Origin of the sequence: Aquirufa beregesia (assembly GCF_011090385.1) — a bacterium.
Classification (GTDB): domain Bacteria; phylum Bacteroidota; class Bacteroidia; order Cytophagales; family Spirosomataceae; genus Aquirufa; species Aquirufa beregesia.
In genome coordinates, this window is record NZ_SEWW01000010.1 from 43,391 (window position 1) to 57,367 (window position 13,977).

A 13,977-nucleotide genomic window follows, 5' to 3' on the forward strand; every position below is an offset into this window, starting at 1 on the left:
AAACATCACATTAACAACATAGCATTAAAGAAAATGAAAGTAGAGCAAATTTACACAGGATGTTTAGCACAAGGTGCCTATTACATTGAAAACAATGGCGAAGCTGCCATCATTGATCCATTGCGTGAAGTAGAACCTTATATCCAAAAGGCAGAACGAAATGGAGCTAAAATCAAATACGTATTTGAGACGCATTTTCATGCCGACTTCGTTTCAGGACACATCGATTTATCTGCGAAAACAGGTGCTCCAATCGTCTATGGTCCTAATGCAGCTTGCGCATTTGATTGTATCTCGGCTACCGATGGACAAGAGTTCCCATTAGGAAATGCAATAATCCGAGTGATCCATACACCAGGTCATACCATGGAAAGTACTTGTTTCTTGCTGATTGATGAGCATGGAAAAGAAACCAGTCTTTTCTCTGGAGACACCTTATTCATTGGAGATGTGGGTCGTCCGGATTTGGCTCAAAAAGTTAAAGCGGAATTAACCGAAGATATTTTGGCTGGGCATTTGTACGATTCTCTACGCAATAAAATCATGCCATTAGCTGATGATATCATCGTGTATCCAGCGCACGGTGCGGGTTCTGCCTGTGGAAAAAATATGAGCAAGGAAACCACGGATACCTTGGGCAACCAGAAGAAAACCAATTATGCTTTGAACCCGAATTTGACCAGAGAAGAATTCAAAAAAGAAGTATTAACGGGTCTAGTCGCTCCTCCATCCTATTTCCCATTAAACGTATTGATGAATATTCAAGGATACGATAGCATTGACAAGGTATTAGAAAGAGGTCAGCATGCGCTATCTCCAGAAGCCTTTGAAGTAGCTGCCAATGAAACTGGAGCCTTGATTTTAGATACCCGTGATCCACAGACATTCACGAAAGGATTTGTACCTAATTCCATCAACATTGGCATTGACGGATCCTTTGCTCCTTGGGTGGGTGCCATGATTCCAGACATCAAACAAGAAATCTTGTTAATCACAGATGAAGGACGTGAAGAAGAAGTCATTACACGCTTAGCTCGTGTAGGTTACGACTTTACTATTGGATATTTAAAAGGAGGATTGGAGGCATGGAAAGCTGCAGGAAAAGAAATGGACAGCATTGAATCCATTTCAGCAGAGGAAGTAGCCAAGCGTTTTGAAGCAGGAGAGGGTGAGATATTGGATGTACGCAAAAACTCTGAATATTTGAGCGAGCACGTCAAAGAGGCAGAAAATGCCCCATTAGATTTCATCAATGACAGTATGTTGAAAATTGACAAGAACAAAATCTATTTTGTACACTGTGCAGGAGGCTATCGTTCCATGATTTTCAACTCCACCTTGAGAGCCCGTGGATATCACAACTTAATTGATGTCAACGGAGGTTTTAAAGCCATCAAAGAATCAGAGAAATTTCACATCACGGACTATGTTTGTCCATCAACTTTATTGTAATCATGAACATACAAGAATTAATCAGCAACCCGAAAACCAGTATTGTGGATGTGCGTGAAGTCGGAGAATTCATGCAAGGGCACTATGAGGGCGCCATCAACATCCCCTTGGGAACCATTCCTAATCAATTGGATAAATTCAAAGCTATGGATGGACCTATCATCGTGTATTGTCGCAGTGGAAACCGCTCTGGCTTAGCACAAACCATGTTGAAGCAAATGGGCTATCAAGAGGTTTACAATGGCGGTGCCTTGCAGGATATGTTGGTCTACTCGAACAACTAATCTTATGTGGAACACACTCAGACAACCTTGGGATCTTATGCGCATAGCTCGCCTAACGATGGGCGGCTATGCGCTGTATGAGGCTATAAAAACACAAGAGCTTTTTTTAGGCCTCTTGGCGGGAATTTTATTGATCCAAGCTTTGTTTAATATAGGCTGTGGAGCACAGGGATGCGGCATCCCAACGAGTACTAAGAAATCATCCTCTAAAAACATAGATGAGACAACATATGAAGAAGTTCATTCAAAACCATAAATTAGCCCTAATAGGCACGTTCTTGGGTGGAATCGCAGGCTATTTCTATTGGCAGCAAATTGGTTGTAGCACGGGCACTTGTCCACTTACCTCCAAGCCACTGAATAGTACTTTGTATTTTGCCTTTCTGGGCTATATAGGAAGTGGATTTTTCAATACAAAAAAAGCTGTAAATAGGGATTAGTTGTTAGTTATTAGGGAGTAGATTTTTTATCCCATAAGACTAAAATTAATAATTTTGATTCCACTAAAACCTAATAACAAAACACTAACTAAGCTTACCATACTCAAACAATGATAGAAACAATTTCACAACCTTGGCCTTGGTACGTGGCGGGGGCCCTAATCGGTTTAATTGTACCAGCTTTATTGCTTTTAGGCAATAAGCATTTTGGCATATCTTCTAATTTAAGGCATATTTGCGCGGCTTGTATTCCTAGTAATATTCCCTTTTTTAAATACGATTGGAAGAAAGAATCTTGGAATTTATTCTTTGTAGGTGGAATTTTGGTGGGTGGATTTTTATCAGCCCAATACCTAGGTTCCAATGAGCCCATCCAAATTCATCCTGATTTAGCTAAGGAATTAGCTGCCTATGGCATAACTGATTTTTCAGGTATGGTTCCGGTTCAACTGTTCTCTTTTGACTCCTTGTTTTCAGCCAAAGGATTGATCATGATGATAGGAGGCGGATTTTTAGTGGGCTTTGGCACTCGTTATGCGGGAGGTTGTACTTCTGGACATGCCATCATGGGCTTAAGTAATCTTCAGTGGCCTTCCTTGATAGCTACGATTTGCTTCATGGCAGGAGGATTCATCATGGCCAATTTCATTTTACCTTACATTCTTAGCCTTTAATGAACATGGAAAATAAGACAATCGTACATAGTAACCCGGCAGATTACGAAGCAAGATCATTGGATACCATGTGTATCAATGAATCCGAGTTAAAGCACCCATGGTGGTATAATTTTAAGTATTTAGCTGTAGGCATCGTATTTGGAGTAGTATTCGTGAAAGCGGAAATTATTTCTTGGTTTAGAATTCAAGAAATGTTTCGCTTGCAAAACTTTCATATGTATGGCGTGATTGGCACAGCGGTTGTGGTAGGAGCCATTTCGGTATTCTTAATTAAGAAATTTAATGTCAAAACCATTCACGGAGAAGAAATCACCTTTACGGATAAGAAATTCAACAAAGGCCAGATTTACGGCGGTTTGATGTTTGGCTTTGGCTGGGCGATCACAGGAGCTTGCCCAGGTCCGCTGTTTGCCCAATTGGGTACTGGAGTATTGTCCATCGCCGTAGTAATCCTAAGCGCCATTGCTGGCACTTGGACTTACGGATACCTACGCGATAAACTACCGCATTAATACCAATATATCCTTAATTTATACGAAGACCATCACCGAGAGGTGGTGGTCTTTTTTTATGGTGGGGGTAATATTTGAACAGATTAAACCATTCCAAATTTTCTGAAATTAACTTCAATAATTGAACAACATATTAATTTTAATTAGAAATCATTTTACCAAAACAGTAATATATATGCTTCAAATTTCAAAATAGGCCTAATGTAAAATCAAAAATCAACATAATTCTTACTATATTTTGGAAACTTAATTAATGAATTTCCTATTTTCAAATGAACGATTACTGTATTTCAACATCAGAAAAAAAATCCTTGTCTGAATATAATTCTTTGGAACTAAGAGGATGGATAATTGAACGTTTATCTAAAATTGAATTTCAAATAAATCAAGTTATTATCAACCATATAAAACCTGTCAATTGTGAAGATTTCGAAAGAATTATATTAAACCCATCAATTATTTCATTTGGAAGTAAAATCAAGATTCTTCAAAATATAAATGATTTCGATAAGTCAATAATTGGTAAAATCCGCGAATCGGCTTCTATTCGGAATGTATTTGCACATGCCCCCATCTATGATTTAATTGAAATAGATATAGACCCTGATATTAATAGTATTAACGCGTCTAATAAAATTGATAAAATGAATAGTCAAGGACAAATAACCTCAGTAAAAGTTTCGGAAAGTCTGAATCAATTCTATGATTCAACTTCTGACATATTAGAATATTTTTCAAAATATTCATTAAATAAATCGGAATGAAGCCCATGCTAAAAAAACACCCAATTCTAGTAGGCATTATCTGTGCAACTATCTTGTTATTCATCGCTACCCAATTTTATCCGGGTGGTTCTATGGCCGACAAAAACTCGGTTGGTTTTGATTGGACCCAAAATTTCATTTCCAATCTCTTTGGCGAAAAAGCCATCAATGGCAATGAAAATCTAGCTCGTTATTGGGCCTATGCAGGAATGGTTTTCCTCTCGCTTAGCTTGACGGTCTTCTTTGTTCAGTTTTCCGTCAAAATACCTCATAAAGGGTCTGGACTTGTAGTCCGTTACCTTGGTTCTCTGGGTATGCTATTTACTTTTTTAATCGTAACTCCATACCATGATCTCATGGTGGTATTATCCAGCACGCTATTTCTAGTTTGCCTCTTCTACATCACCGTCTTTATCTTTAAAACGAAACAGCACTTCTTAAAACTCTTATGTGTCATCTGCTTACTTATTTTCTATGCGACACTGTACCTATATGGCGCTGGCTCATTTGACATACTGCCCATCATGCAGAAATTAACTTTTGTAAGCGTCATTAGCTTGGTATTAACGCTGCAATATCGATGTACGTTGTAGCAAAAAAACCACAAATACCTACTCTTGCTCAGGTCAAAAACCCGTCTACCGCTGCGTTCATCACATTTCGCTGGAGCTGAACGACGGGGTTCTCTTTCTTAAGAAAATTCTACATTCTTCATTTTACATTCTACATAGAAAGGTTAATCCCAACGAAAGATTGGAGCGTAGCTTGAGCGAAGCGGCAGGCGGATATTTGACTTTGCGCATAGGCCATGTGCGAAAGCGTCAAAGATTAAAGCCATAAGCGAAGTGACAATCGGTTCTGCAAGGCAGAATTCGTCTTGGATTAACCGTACTCTTCCTGTTTTTTTTGTTTCTTTTTTTATGAAAAAAAAGAAAGAACATGAAAAGTATTTTTCCAATAATGTTAATGATAAAAGGAAACAGAATAAGCCAACCTTTTATTGTTTCATCATTTCACTAGGCATTTCTTTTTTTTCAAAAAAAGAAAGACCAAAGAAAGGTTGAAATAAAATGATGAATTATAAATGGTTTTGTTTCAAATTCTTCATTCCCCTCTAATCCCTAATAACTAATCACTTTTTATATGGCCCATACTTATGCCTTTTCTCCGAATAGGAATCTGCATATGGACCAAAGGGATGATCAAAGGGCTTTTTAGCTATTTTAGGCCAATCATGACTTAGATCCATGCTCGGTCTAGGCATGGAATTGATGTAGGCAGCTACATCCCAAGCTTCTTCATCGCTCAGTTGAGCTTTTTCATACGTAGTACCCAAGGGCATATTGTATTTCACATAGCCTGCCAAATTGGAGATCCGGAACAAACCCGCCCCCTGGTTATAACTATGAACTCCCCAAAGCGGTGGATAGGTATACGATTTTCCTCCTTCGGCTAACACCCCTTCCCCATTGGCCTGATGACAAGATTGACATTTACCTTCATACACCATCTTCCCTTTGTCAAGATCGGTGGCTCGTTTCAGAAATTTCAACTTAAAGATCCCTGATCCCTTGGGTTTATCCCCTTTGGCTACATCCTTTCCTAGCCATGCGATATAGGCTAAAATGGCCTGCATTTCCTTACTGGTAGAGTCCAGTTTCTTCCCATTCAAACTCCTTTCAAAACAATCATTGACCCTTTTAACTTGGTTTTCTACAGTCCCCGAACGGGCTCTAAACTTAGGATAAGTGGATTCCACCGCAAAATAATTATTTCCCCAAGGCTGAGCACCCGCCTTCAAATGACAATTTTGACAATTCATGCCATTGGACATGGCTCTCACTGAGCCTTTAGGCCCCAAATAATCCGATGTATGCGCAATCAATTCCCGCCCATACAAAACCAATTCCTTTTGCTTAGGACTTAAATACATCATACGCCAGTCGGAAGGTGCCGTCCACACATGGCTAAAATTGGAATCTGGCTGAATAAATATAGCACTCGAATCGGCTCTTGTTTCTGTGGATGTCATGGTATGACTTCTTCCAAAAATCAAATATGCCGCCAGACCTAGCAAAAGTACAACTAGGCCGTACAAAAATCGAATGAAGGTGTCTATGGATGTCTTAGGGGATTGACTTGTTTTCATGAGTAATGATGCTGGTAAAACATTCAAAATTAGCTCCTCTTTTTGCCTCTCATAGTGACAAATATCACGAATTACTATGCTTGAATCCTATAATATTACATATAATTAAAACAAAAACCACATGAGAATTCATCATCAAATTGTCATCATCGGTGGAGGGAATGCTGGAATTTCCGTTGCTAGCCAGTTATTACGTACTGATTCCTCTTTAGACATTGCCTTAATAGATGCTGCCGACAAACATTATTATCAGCCTGCTTGGACTTTAGTGGGTGGCGGCGTGTATGATATTCAAAAAACCGTTCGCGATGAGGCTTCGGTAATGCCTGACAAGGTTCGATGGATAAAAGCTATGGTGACGGAGGTTCAGGCCGACAAGAATAAATTGGAACTGAGCAATGGAGAATCCATCTATTACGACTACCTCGTGGTAAGTCCAGGCATTCAATTGAATTGGTCTGAAATCAAAGGTCTAAAAGAAAGTCTGGGTAAAAACGGAGTTTGCTCCAATTATAGCTTTGAAACAGCTCCCTATACATGGGAATGTGTACAAGCGCTACCCCAAGGAGGAAAAGTCATTTTTACCAATCCTCATACTCCTGTGAAATGTGGTGGTGCCCCTCAAAAAGTCATGTACCTTTCCTCCGACTATTTCAAAAAACACCACAAAGCAGCTGATGTTCAATTTTGGAGTGGTGGAACTCGGGTATTTGGTGTGGAAAAATATGAAAAAACATTAAAGCGAGTTATACATCGTTATGGGATCAAAACTCAGTTTTTTGTCAAATTAGTGGAGATTGATGGACCAGCTAAAAAAGCCAAATTCGTGGGTATAGGAGAAGCTAATAAAGACCACGAATATTGGGTAGATTATGATATGATTCACGTAACTCCACCCCAGTCCGCTCCTGATTTTATTCAAAAAAGCAGCTTGGCCAATGCCACAGGCTGGGTAGAAGTAGACAAACATAGCCTACAACATGTTCGTTTCCCAAATGTGTTTTCTTGTGGAGACGTAGCAGGTATACCTGTTTCCAGAACGGGAGCGGCTATACGTAAACAAGCCCCTGTATTGGTGGCCAACTTAAGTTCGCTGATTAAAGGAGAAGCATTAAAGGCATCTTACAACGGTTATTCATCCTGCCCTATTGTTACGGGATATGGCAAATTAGTCTTAGCGGAGTTTGATTATGATAATGTACCAACGGAAACTTTTCCTTTTGATCAATCAAAAGAAAGGTGGTCTATGTACCAATTAAAAACTAAAATCTTGCCTTGGCTCTATTGGAATGAAATATTACCCGGTAAAATGTAAAAAAGCTGGAGACATTTTGTGCCCCCAGCTCTAACAAAAATGCCCGATGACTATGGTTTCAAATAAGACCAACCCGCTTCTTGCTTTAAAACTACTTCAGCAACTCCAGATGGTACAAATCCCGACTGAGGCAATAAAGTGGCTTTATCAATTTTGTTCATGCGGATGGTATTTTCGCAAGCTACAAAAGATACACCTTTAGCGGCTAATTCGGCAATTTTAGCCTTTTGAGTAGTTTTTGAATCAATTAATAAACCAATACCTGATCCATGTGCCACTACTTCAATGGAAGTATTAGGCCCAAGGGCAGATTGAAGATTACCAATATTACGTACCACACCATGCCAAGCAATGGTATCCGAAGTGTTCACTTGAATCACAATTTTGTGAGTAGGCGACTGGGCTAAAACATGAAAGCTCATTAATAGCGCAAAGACAGAAGTAACAAGGATTTTTTTCATTTTCTAAATTTTTCCGAAAGTAAGCAATCTACACATGAAAGCCATATGGAATTCCAAATATGATTCAAAAGAATATCAATACGGCTTAGAGCCTAATGAATTCTTAAAAAAAACATTAACCCAAATGGCGGTAGGTAGACTCCTCGTTCCTGCAGCCGGCGAAGGACGAGACGCTGTTTTTGCGGCTCAAGTAGCTTGGGAAGTCCATGCTTTTGATAGCAGTGCTACAGCTCAAGGAAAAGCCAACAAACTAGCCGGAGAAAGATCCGTCAATTTACATTATGAATGCATCGATGCAGCCAGTGTGCGCTATCCCTTAGAATCCTTTGATGCCATAGCTTTGATCTACTTCCACCAAATGCCAGAAGAAAGACGAAAATTTCATCAACAATGTATCAAATGGCTAAAACCTGGAGGTAAAATTATCTTGGAAGGATTTCATAAAAATCAACTGGGTCAAAAATCAGGTGGACCCAAGGAATGGGATATGCTGTTTGATGAGGAAGAGCTGAACCAAGATTTCACTGGATTACATATCGAGTATTTGGAAGAAAAGGAATGCATACTAAACGAAGGACCCTTACACCAAGGAAAAGCTTATGTGATTGATTTAGTGGCTACAAAACCCTTGAGCTAATCACCTTGAGTGAGATAATAGTCACGCCGACAGATCTAAATCAACGCTACCTTTGTCATATAAAAAATCAAAGACATGTTCGAATTTATTAAGAATTTATTGGGTATAGGCCCACAGGTGGATGTGAAAGCGCTTATTCGAGAAGGTGCAAAAGTTGTCGATGTTCGGACTCCTGCCGAGTATCAGCAAGGACATATCAAAAAATCCATGAATATTCCTTTGCAAACATTGGCCAACAATCTGAATAAATTAGGCAAAGATGAAGTCATCATTACCTGTTGTGCCTCTGGTATGCGAAGTGGTGCCGCCAGACGCATGCTAAAGTCCTATGGATATAAAAATGTCCACAATGGTGGAACTTGGTCATCATTACAATAGTTTAGCCTTATAAACGCCTTAGACATGAGCAATTTTTCAGAATTATTAAAATCGGAGCAGCCAGTACTGGTCGACTTTTCGGCAGAATGGTGTGGCCCTTGTAAGCAATTGAAGCCTATTTTGGAGCAAGTAAAAGCCAAAATTGGAGACTCCGCGAAAATCATCAAGGTAGATGTGGACAAAAACCGAAAAACGGCTGAGAAATTCCAGATTCGATCTGTACCAACCATGATTTTATTCAAAAATGGTAAATCCGTCTGGCGACAATCAGGCGTTATTCCTGCTCATACGTTGGTGGAAATAATTCAACAATACAGCTAAATCAATGTAGAATGAAGAATTATCACTTACCAGACAGTGAAAAGAAATATATGAATAACGAATTATCCTACATCCTACATTTATTATGAAAGCTTTTCTCTTCTCTCTACTTATCTCACTTACTCTATTTTCTTGCTCGAAACCTGCAGGAAACGGATTACAAGATGTCAGTGCTACCGAATTCCAACAATCGATTCAAACTAATGCCTCGAATCAAGTATTAGATGTCAGAACTCCGGATGAATTTGCAGGTGGACATATCGCAGGGGCTATTTCGGCTGATATCAGTTCAGAGGCATTCCAACAAGCTGCCGAGGCTTTGGATAAAAACAAAGCGGTATATGTTTATTGTTTGTCGGGAGGTAGATCATCCCAAGCAGCCCAACAATTAGTTGCCATGGGCTTCAAAGAAGTCTATAATTTAGGTGGAGGGATCTTAGCTTGGAATGCAGCTAGCCTACCATTATCTACTGAAACAGGGGCTTCTAGCCCACAAGCAGGCATGACATTAGCCGCATTTGAAACCCAAATTAAAGGGAAGAAAAAGGTTATCATTGATTACAATGCTACGTGGTGCGGTCCTTGCAAACAACTAAGCCCCATTTTGGAAGCTTATGTAAAAGATCAAAAAGGGGCGGTTGAACTAATTAAAATCGACGTAGATGCTAATCCTGAATTAGCTAAAACAAAAAACATTGAAGCTATTCCCTACTTGGAACTATACCAAGACGGGAAACTAACTTGGAAAAACGTAGGATTGATTGGAAGAGCAGAGCTAGATAAATTATGAATTATAAATTATAAATAAGTGGTAGGTTGTATTCAATTCGAAACGAATAATATCAATAACCTATAATTTATAATTCCCTACTTGCTTGCTTCAAAACTCAAAGAGACCGAATTGACGCAATAGCGTAAACCTGTTTCTGTTGGGCCATCATCGAAAATATGGCCTAAATGACCACCACATTTTCCGCAAGTTATCTCCACGCGACGCATGCCTAAAGAATTATCGACTGTCTCTTTAATGACCCCAGCCTTTATTTCTTTATCGAAACTAGGCCATCCACAATGTGCATCGAATTTCGAATTGGATGAAAACAAATGAGCGCCACAGCCTCTACAAGTATATACTCCTTTTTCGCTGTGCATCACAAATTTCCCCGTAAAAGGTCTTTCTGTCCCTTTTTGACGCAAAATATAATACTCATCTGGAGTTAATTTGGCCTTCCATTCGGCCTCTGACTTAGGTAAATCTTTCATAGGTATATTTGCTTGAGCAGCATCCTTGGGTCTTTGACCGCAAGCTTGAAAACATAAAAAAACGATACAAGAAACAAAGAAGGATTTCATAAATGTTTTTTTTACAAATAACGAGAAAAAAAGGAGATTGTTTTAAAAAAGGAAATGTCCTTTTTTAAATTATAGATGATAAATTTAGGAGGACAAATAAAATTGTAATCAGCAACGAGTTCTTAATCATCTCGATCTTACCGATTACGAAATCAAAATAATTTATAAATTATAATCTATAATTTCCATGTGTTACTACACCAACCAAACCAGCTCCAATAAAACCCTGGAAAATAGGTTCAAAGCACAGGCGAAATACGATGAATCCATGGCTAAAAAGGGTAAAATATCTGGTTTTACACGAGCTGCATTACCGATCATCACGCAAGCTAAACCAGAACTCATCCAATTAATTCCATGGGGCCTTATTCCCGCCTGGGCCAATGAAGAACAAGCCCAAGAACTACCCAAAAACACCTTAAATGCCAAATCAGAAAGCATTTTCGAAAAGGTCTCTTTTGAGCCTTCTATCCTAAAACAACGCTGTATCGTGCTAATTGATGGTTTTTATGAATGGCAACATGTGGGCAAAGAAAAAATCGAATACCACATACATCTAAAATCAACGGGGCCCTTTGCTTTAGCTGGAATCTATGCCATTTGGCATAATCCTCGAACAAGAAATCTCGAACCCTCTTTTTCCATCATCACCACTCCTGCTAATGAACTGATGGAAGATATCCACAATACCAAAAAGCGAATGCCCTTAATCCTTTCAGCCGAACAAGAAAGAAATTGGCTTGAAGATATGTCGAGCGAGGGCATTAAAACCTTTTTCAAACCTTTTGCCAGCGATAAGATGCAGGCACAAAAGGTGAAAAATGTGGGAGATCAAACCCAACTCTTCGCTTAAAATCCCTCTCTTGTATCCAATCGAGATTCTATTTTGATACATGATCGATGACTTTCTGGCAAAAAAACACCTTTTACACATAAATCGATTTCTTATGCTCACTGAAATACACCCCAAATTACCCATGCGAAACAAAGCCGCAACCATGGACTATTACGTACATCAACTAGGATTTCATGAAGTGGGACAAGTGGATTATGATGGTTATTTAATGTTGCAAAAAGATCAAATCCAACTCCATTTTTTTGAGTTCAAGGACTTAAATCCGTATGAAAATTATGGACAGGTATACATCAGAACTAAGGATATCACCGATTTTTATCAATCTTTAATAAGCAAACAAGTGAAAATCCATACAAATGGGCCTTTAGAAACAAAACCCTGGGGTCAAAAAGAGTTTTCCTTACTTGATCCAGATCACAATTTGTTAACATTTGGGGAAGCAATAATTCCCCAATAAAAGAGTTAATAGTTCTCCCATCCTAGCTCAATTCCAAATATCCTTGGATGTATGTTATAAACCTGAAACTAGCAGCATCTTCCAGCCATTTATTAACCGCCTAATTTACTTACCATACATATGAAAAAAATAGCCCTTTTTTTACTTCCATTCATCAGTTTTTGCGGCATGTCGCAAACGAAAAATTTCATCGATCAAGCCCATATAGAGACCTCTGCCAAAGTAGATACACTCGTAAGCCCTGACAGAATTTACCTGAATATCACCATTTCAGAAAAAGACACCAAAGGTAAAATTTCACTAGAGGAATTAGAAAACAATATGAATAACAAATTAAAATCCTTAGGAATAGCTACCGATAAGCAACTGATTTTAAAAGACTTATCGAGCAATTTTCAAAAATACTTTTTAAAACAACAAGATATCCAAAAAAGTAAAAATTATACCCTATTAGTATATAGCGCCCTAATGGCTGGTAAAGTGATGGTGGGTTTGGAACAAATAAATATTTCCAATATCAGCTTAGAAAAAACAGAATATGCTAACATGGAATCATTGCTTTTAACATTAAAAAGTAGAGCCATTAAAAAAGCCAAAATGCAAGCTCTGGCTATGACAAAACCGCTGAATCAATCATTAGGAAATGCGCTATATATTTCTGACAATTCCAATTTCATGAGTCCATACAATAACCGAATGCTAGGCATACAAATGAAAGCTTCCAAAAATTCCTTAGAAAATGATAGCCTAACACCAATTGACATTGAATTTGAGAAGATTCCAGTAGAGACAGAAGTGCGGGTTGTATTTAAATTAGATTAAGCGTTTGGATTAATCACCTTCTTGATTTTGAGGGGTTTGCCAATTTGCTGATTACATCGTGTAGCAAAATTTTGTATATTGAAAATCTAATTGGCATCAATATCTATTCTACTTATCCATTTTATTATGAAAAACCTACTTCTTTTACTCCTCACGTTACTCTCTTGGACAAGTCTAGCCCAACATACCTTAGAAAAAGTTTGGGAAAGTGATACCACACTCGCCGTACCTGAGTCTGTTTTATACCACCAAGGTAGTCTGTATGTCGCCTTGATTAATGGCCAACCCTGGGATGTCGATGGCAAAGGAGAAATTGCCAAACTAGATCAAAATGGTAAAATCCTAAACGCCTCGTGGGTCACTGGCTTAAACGCTCCCAAAGGAATGGGGATTTGGAAACAGCAAATGTATGTGGCTGATGTCTCAGAAGTGGTCCTTATCCAATTAGCAACTGGAAAAATTACGTCTAAAATACCTGTAGAAGGAGCTACTGGCTTAAACGACATCACGGTTGACAAGCAGGGGATTATCTATGTCTCTGATTCAAAATTGGGGAAAGTTCACCGCATTGAAAATGGTAAAGCAGCCCTCTATTTAAGTGATCTCAAAGGGGTTAATGGGCTTAAAGCGGTAGGTGATGATTTGTATATGCTGACAGCCAATGTTGTCTTCAAAGCGGCTGCCGACAAAAAACTAGTACCTGTCGCTACGACGGAGATTGGTGGAGATGGCATTGAGCCAGTTGGTAATGGAGATTTCGTAGTTTCTTGTTGGCCAGGCTTAATTTACTACATGGACCAAGCGGGTAAATTAACTACGATGCTGGATACCCGTGAAAAAAAATACAATACTGCCGACATTGGTTATAACCCGGAGCAGCGCATCGTATATGTCCCTACTTTTTTCAAAAAATCAATTGTGGCGTATAAGCTGAGGTAGATAGTGATTAGTTATTAGGATTTAGGATTTAGTTATTAGGGAGTTAGATGGAAGTGGTAAATATCTCCGCTGTTTTAAATATGCTATGTCGAATAGCTGATAAAAATGCTTGGATCCCAGTTTAGTTTATTAATGTCTTTATTAAATATTCTCCACTGGG

The 13,977-nt window shown here is 38.7% G+C and carries 20 protein-coding genes; 17 read left to right on the plus strand and 3 right to left on the minus strand.

Translation table 11 applies throughout. The annotated features are described in order from the left end of the window. The first annotated feature begins 33 nt into the window (after positions 1-33). The 8 genes from EWU23_RS12695 to EWU23_RS12725 all read left to right on the plus strand — a co-directional run bounded on the left by EWU23_RS12695 (position 34) and on the right by EWU23_RS12725 (position 4,722). Entirely contained in the window at positions 34-1,452 is a 1,419-nt protein-coding gene (locus EWU23_RS12695) for an MBL fold metallo-hydrolase (protein ID WP_166232780.1), read from the plus strand. A gap of 2 nt (positions 1,453-1,454) precedes the next feature. Beyond that, entirely contained in the window at positions 1,455-1,736 is a 282-nt protein-coding gene (locus EWU23_RS12700) for a rhodanese-like domain-containing protein (RefSeq protein WP_205753178.1), read from the plus strand. Positions 1,737-1,740: 4 nt separating this feature from the next. Continuing rightward, entirely contained in the window at positions 1,741-1,992 is a 252-nt protein-coding gene (locus EWU23_RS12705) for a hypothetical protein (protein WP_205753179.1), read from the plus strand. Continuing rightward, complete coding sequence (locus EWU23_RS14110; RefSeq protein ID WP_235942217.1) at positions 1,967-2,176, plus strand: DUF6132 family protein; 210 nt, start codon at positions 1,967-1,969, stop codon at positions 2,174-2,176. Before EWU23_RS12705 ends, EWU23_RS14110 begins: the two co-directional genes overlap by 26 nt. A gap of 110 nt (positions 2,177-2,286) precedes the next feature. After that, positions 2,287-2,850 carry a YeeE/YedE family protein gene (locus tag EWU23_RS12710; protein ID WP_166232784.1) on the plus strand — a complete coding sequence of 188 codons (564 nt, stop codon included), beginning with the start codon at positions 2,287-2,289 and terminating at the stop codon, positions 2,848-2,850. A 5-nt stretch (positions 2,851-2,855) separates the two neighbouring features. Next, positions 2,856-3,365 carry a DUF6691 family protein gene (locus EWU23_RS12715; RefSeq protein WP_166232786.1) on the plus strand — a complete coding sequence of 170 codons (510 nt, stop codon included), beginning with the start codon at positions 2,856-2,858 and terminating at the stop codon, positions 3,363-3,365. Positions 3,366-3,637: 272 nt separating this feature from the next. Then, a complete protein-coding gene (locus tag EWU23_RS12720; protein WP_166232788.1) occupies positions 3,638-4,129 on the plus strand; it encodes a hypothetical protein in 492 nt (163 codons plus the stop codon). Next, a complete protein-coding gene (locus tag EWU23_RS12725; RefSeq protein ID WP_166232790.1) occupies positions 4,126-4,722 on the plus strand; it encodes a hypothetical protein in 597 nt (198 codons plus the stop codon). The genes EWU23_RS12720 and EWU23_RS12725 overlap by 4 nt, the downstream gene beginning before the upstream one ends. 539 nt (positions 4,723-5,261) lie before the next feature. On the opposite strand, the gene EWU23_RS12730 is transcribed toward EWU23_RS12725, so the two are convergent. After that, positions 5,262-6,278, minus strand: coding sequence for a c-type cytochrome (locus EWU23_RS12730; protein WP_166232792.1), 1,017 nt, complete (start codon positions 6,276-6,278; stop codon positions 5,262-5,264). 121 nt (positions 6,279-6,399) lie between these two features. On the opposite strand from EWU23_RS12730, the gene EWU23_RS12735 reads away from it, so the two are divergent. Then, entirely contained in the window at positions 6,400-7,593 is a 1,194-nt protein-coding gene (locus EWU23_RS12735) for an NAD(P)/FAD-dependent oxidoreductase (RefSeq protein ID WP_166232794.1), read from the plus strand. 50 nt (positions 7,594-7,643) lie between these two features. Here EWU23_RS12735 and EWU23_RS12740 read toward each other — a convergent pair whose 3' ends face one another. After that, on the minus strand, positions 7,644-8,054 hold the full coding sequence (locus EWU23_RS12740) for a DsrE family protein (RefSeq protein ID WP_166232796.1): 411 nt from the start codon (positions 8,052-8,054) through the stop codon (positions 7,644-7,646). 34 nt (positions 8,055-8,088) lie between these two features. Here EWU23_RS12740 and EWU23_RS12745 point away from each other — a divergent pair, with 34 nt between their 5' ends. The 4 genes from EWU23_RS12745 to EWU23_RS12760 all read left to right on the plus strand — a co-directional run bounded on the left by EWU23_RS12745 (position 8,089) and on the right by EWU23_RS12760 (position 10,180). Then, entirely contained in the window at positions 8,089-8,691 is a 603-nt protein-coding gene (locus tag EWU23_RS12745) for a class I SAM-dependent methyltransferase (protein WP_166232798.1), read from the plus strand. A 75-nt stretch (positions 8,692-8,766) separates the two neighbouring features. Continuing rightward, positions 8,767-9,069, plus strand: coding sequence for a rhodanese-like domain-containing protein (locus EWU23_RS12750; RefSeq protein WP_166232801.1), 303 nt, complete (start codon positions 8,767-8,769; stop codon positions 9,067-9,069). A gap of 24 nt (positions 9,070-9,093) precedes the next feature. Continuing rightward, positions 9,094-9,390, plus strand: a complete 297-nt coding sequence (gene trxA, locus EWU23_RS12755) for a thioredoxin (RefSeq protein ID WP_166232803.1) — start codon at positions 9,094-9,096, stop codon at positions 9,388-9,390. A gap of 85 nt (positions 9,391-9,475) precedes the next feature. Continuing rightward, positions 9,476-10,180, plus strand: coding sequence for a thioredoxin domain-containing protein (locus EWU23_RS12760; protein ID WP_166232805.1), 705 nt, complete (start codon positions 9,476-9,478; stop codon positions 10,178-10,180). Positions 10,181-10,257: 77 nt separating this feature from the next. On the opposite strand, the gene msrB is transcribed toward EWU23_RS12760, so the two are convergent. Next, the gene (gene msrB, locus EWU23_RS12765) at positions 10,258-10,743 is read right to left on the minus strand and encodes a peptide-methionine (R)-S-oxide reductase MsrB (protein ID WP_166232807.1); all 486 of its coding nucleotides are present in this window, start codon (positions 10,741-10,743) and stop codon (positions 10,258-10,260) included. A gap of 187 nt (positions 10,744-10,930) precedes the next feature. Here msrB and EWU23_RS12770 point away from each other — a divergent pair, with 187 nt between their 5' ends. From EWU23_RS12770 to EWU23_RS12785, 4 genes are all read left to right on the plus strand, one after another. Beyond that, on the plus strand, positions 10,931-11,596 hold the full coding sequence (locus tag EWU23_RS12770; RefSeq protein WP_166232809.1) for an SOS response-associated peptidase: 666 nt from the start codon (positions 10,931-10,933) through the stop codon (positions 11,594-11,596). A gap of 94 nt (positions 11,597-11,690) precedes the next feature. After that, on the plus strand, positions 11,691-12,056 hold the full coding sequence (locus EWU23_RS12775; RefSeq protein ID WP_166232811.1) for a bleomycin resistance protein: 366 nt from the start codon (positions 11,691-11,693) through the stop codon (positions 12,054-12,056). A 168-nt stretch (positions 12,057-12,224) separates the two neighbouring features. Continuing rightward, the gene (locus tag EWU23_RS12780) at positions 12,225-12,878 is read left to right on the plus strand and encodes an SIMPL domain-containing protein (protein ID WP_235942218.1); all 654 of its coding nucleotides are present in this window, start codon (positions 12,225-12,227) and stop codon (positions 12,876-12,878) included. Positions 12,879-13,004: 126 nt separating this feature from the next. Next, positions 13,005-13,817, plus strand: a complete 813-nt coding sequence (locus tag EWU23_RS12785) for an SMP-30/gluconolactonase/LRE family protein (RefSeq protein ID WP_166232815.1) — start codon at positions 13,005-13,007, stop codon at positions 13,815-13,817. The last annotated feature ends 160 nt before the right edge of the window (positions 13,818-13,977 follow it).

Bases quoted from the DNA above. Each gene is read 5' to 3' on its own strand.
- EWU23_RS12695 (WP_166232780.1), top strand. From the start codon at position 34: ATGAAAGTAGAGCAAATTTACACAGGATGTTTAGCACAAGGTGCCTAT.
- EWU23_RS12700 (WP_205753178.1), top strand. From the start codon at position 1,455: ATGAACATACAAGAATTAATCAGCAACCCGAAAACCAGTATTGTGGAT.
- EWU23_RS12705 (WP_205753179.1), top strand. From the start codon at position 1,741: ATGTGGAACACACTCAGACAACCTTGGGATCTTATGCGCATAGCTCGC.
- EWU23_RS14110 (WP_235942217.1), top strand. From the start codon at position 1,967: ATGAAGAAGTTCATTCAAAACCATAAATTAGCCCTAATAGGCACGTTC.
- EWU23_RS12710 (WP_166232784.1), top strand. From the start codon at position 2,287: ATGATAGAAACAATTTCACAACCTTGGCCTTGGTACGTGGCGGGGGCC.
- EWU23_RS12715 (WP_166232786.1), top strand. From the start codon at position 2,856: ATGGAAAATAAGACAATCGTACATAGTAACCCGGCAGATTACGAAGCA.
- EWU23_RS12720 (WP_166232788.1), top strand. From the start codon at position 3,638: ATGAACGATTACTGTATTTCAACATCAGAAAAAAAATCCTTGTCTGAA.
- EWU23_RS12725 (WP_166232790.1), top strand. From the start codon at position 4,126: ATGAAGCCCATGCTAAAAAAACACCCAATTCTAGTAGGCATTATCTGT.
- EWU23_RS12730 (WP_166232792.1), bottom strand. From the start codon at position 6,278: ATGAAAACAAGTCAATCCCCTAAGACATCCATAGACACCTTCATTCGA.
- EWU23_RS12735 (WP_166232794.1), top strand. From the start codon at position 6,400: ATGAGAATTCATCATCAAATTGTCATCATCGGTGGAGGGAATGCTGGA.
- EWU23_RS12740 (WP_166232796.1), bottom strand. From the start codon at position 8,054: ATGAAAAAAATCCTTGTTACTTCTGTCTTTGCGCTATTAATGAGCTTT.
- EWU23_RS12745 (WP_166232798.1), top strand. From the start codon at position 8,089: ATGAAAGCCATATGGAATTCCAAATATGATTCAAAAGAATATCAATAC.
- EWU23_RS12750 (WP_166232801.1), top strand. From the start codon at position 8,767: ATGTTCGAATTTATTAAGAATTTATTGGGTATAGGCCCACAGGTGGAT.
- trxA (WP_166232803.1), top strand. From the start codon at position 9,094: ATGAGCAATTTTTCAGAATTATTAAAATCGGAGCAGCCAGTACTGGTC.
- EWU23_RS12760 (WP_166232805.1), top strand. From the start codon at position 9,476: ATGAAAGCTTTTCTCTTCTCTCTACTTATCTCACTTACTCTATTTTCT.
- msrB (WP_166232807.1), bottom strand. From the start codon at position 10,743: ATGAAATCCTTCTTTGTTTCTTGTATCGTTTTTTTATGTTTTCAAGCT.
- EWU23_RS12770 (WP_166232809.1), top strand. From the start codon at position 10,931: ATGTGTTACTACACCAACCAAACCAGCTCCAATAAAACCCTGGAAAAT.
- EWU23_RS12775 (WP_166232811.1), top strand. From the start codon at position 11,691: ATGCTCACTGAAATACACCCCAAATTACCCATGCGAAACAAAGCCGCA.
- EWU23_RS12780 (WP_235942218.1), top strand. From the start codon at position 12,225: ATGTCGCAAACGAAAAATTTCATCGATCAAGCCCATATAGAGACCTCT.
- EWU23_RS12785 (WP_166232815.1), top strand. From the start codon at position 13,005: ATGAAAAACCTACTTCTTTTACTCCTCACGTTACTCTCTTGGACAAGT.